Source organism: Kurthia sp. Dielmo, assembly GCF_000307285.2.
GTDB lineage: Bacteria > Bacillota > Bacilli > Bacillales_A > Planococcaceae > Kurthia > Kurthia populi.
In genome coordinates this window covers 73,090-74,851 of record NZ_HE578959.1, presented here as the reverse complement: position 1 = coordinate 74,851, position 1,762 = coordinate 73,090, and the positions used below count along the sequence as shown (strand labels likewise).

The 1,762-nt window shown below is 34.8% G+C and carries 2 protein-coding genes; one reads left to right on the top strand and one right to left on the bottom strand.

The annotated features are described in order from the left end of the window. A partial coding sequence (locus tag KTHG_RS11635) for a LysR family transcriptional regulator (RefSeq protein ID WP_139993736.1) occupies positions 1-819 on the bottom strand: 819 nt, incomplete at its 3' end. A 117-nt stretch (positions 820-936) separates the two neighbouring features. Between KTHG_RS11635 and KTHG_RS11630 the strand changes: the two genes are divergently transcribed. After that, positions 937-1,608 (top strand): YczE/YyaS/YitT family protein, encoded by a 672-nt coding sequence (locus KTHG_RS11630; protein WP_139993734.1) that lies wholly within the window; start codon positions 937-939, stop codon positions 1,606-1,608. The last annotated feature ends 154 nt before the right edge of the window (positions 1,609-1,762 follow it).

Below are 1,762 nucleotides of genomic sequence, written 5' to 3'. Positions count from 1 at the left end.
TCTTTCTTTACGGTGGAGTACAACCGGTTCAAAAATAAGATGTAGGTCATCAATTGGTACAATTTGAATTCCTGGCGTTTGCTGCACCCCCATCAGTGGCACAACACCAATCCCCATTTCTTTTTTCACAAGAGATTGTACAAGACCGATATCATGACATTCAATTTCAATATTTGGTTTTAAGCCTTTTTCATAAAAAGCATTTAAAACATTTTCATACATCGAATAACCTTCCATACGCCCTAAAACAATCAATGGCATCGTATGTAACTCAGCTAAGCTCACATGATTTTCTAAGAGCGACCAATTTTCTGGGAATAACGCCACAAAAATCTCTCGCGACAAAGTGCGCATTTCATAATCATGATCATACAAGGGCTTTAACATCATCGCGCACTCAATATCATTTTCACGAAGTTTTTCTTCCATTTGATGTGAGCTACCCTGTTGAATATTTAAAAATACATTTGGATATTGCTGTTTGAATTTTTTTAATGAACCTACACAAAGCTGCGCACATGCAGTCGAAAGTCCGATTGATAATGTACCCACTTCGCCCAATTCAATCTCTTTTACGGTTCGACGCATAATTCCCATACGTGATTTTAATGCCTCTGCCTGTTCAAATACATACTGCCCTGTTTCTGTTATGGACCATTTTGTACGGTAACGCTCAATTAATGTCTTTTCAAGTTCTAGCTCTAATTTCTTTAATGCCTGACTTAGGGGTGGCTGTGCCATATGCAAGGCCTCTGCTGCTTTCGAAATATTTCCATGCTTCACAATTTCCGTGAAATAATGCAACTGTTTTAAATCCATTTTTCTCACCTTATTATATATTTTTTATATGTTTTATGACTAAATTATATATTTTTCATATTAATATTTACAGTTTATACTAACTATGAGTGACAGTTTAAAACAGGAGGCTTTTTTTTGAAACATTATGATCGAACAATTAAACAGGTAACCGTTTATTTAAGCGGGCTGTTTATTTTAACACTTGGCATCAGCCTTTCTATTTATGCAGGCCTTGGTGTCTCGCCTGTATCCTCACTTGCTTATGCCTTTACATTAGCAACAGGAATTTCTGTTGGGCTAACTACTATTATCGCCAACGTCTTATTTATTATTATTCAAATTATCATTACACGTGAATGGAAATTTCGTTCCTATTTAGCACAATTTATTATTACATTATTTTTTGGCTCCTTTGCTGATTTTACTCTTTGGCTCGTTCAAGCCTTTTTGCCAATGCCTGAAACAATGCTACTGCGCGTCGTTTATTTAATGGCTAGTTTATTTGTCGTATCATTTGGCTTACTTGGATACTTATCTGCTCGCTTACCAATGATGCCTTACGATGCTTTAACCTATGTCATCAGCGACCATTTCAATATGACATTTAGTAAAGCTAAAGTAACAAGTGACCTTTTAAATGTCATTATCGCAGGAATCGTCTGCTTACTAACTGTTCATCAACTAGGTTCTATCGGTATCGGTACAATTATTGCGGCATTATTTATAGGGAAAATTTTAGGTGTTTTTATTCGCTCTTGGCAACAACCACTTGTTAAATGGATGATGCATTCAAAGTATAAATCGTAAAAAAATAAACATATTTACATGTAAACAAAAAGTAAATCGTGCTTATTATCTGAATATTTACGTTTCAAATTATGTAGTGTGGGAATATAATGATTAGTAAGAATATAAACTTCTTACCCATGTTATATTCTCCCTAAATAAAGAAAAAGCCCGT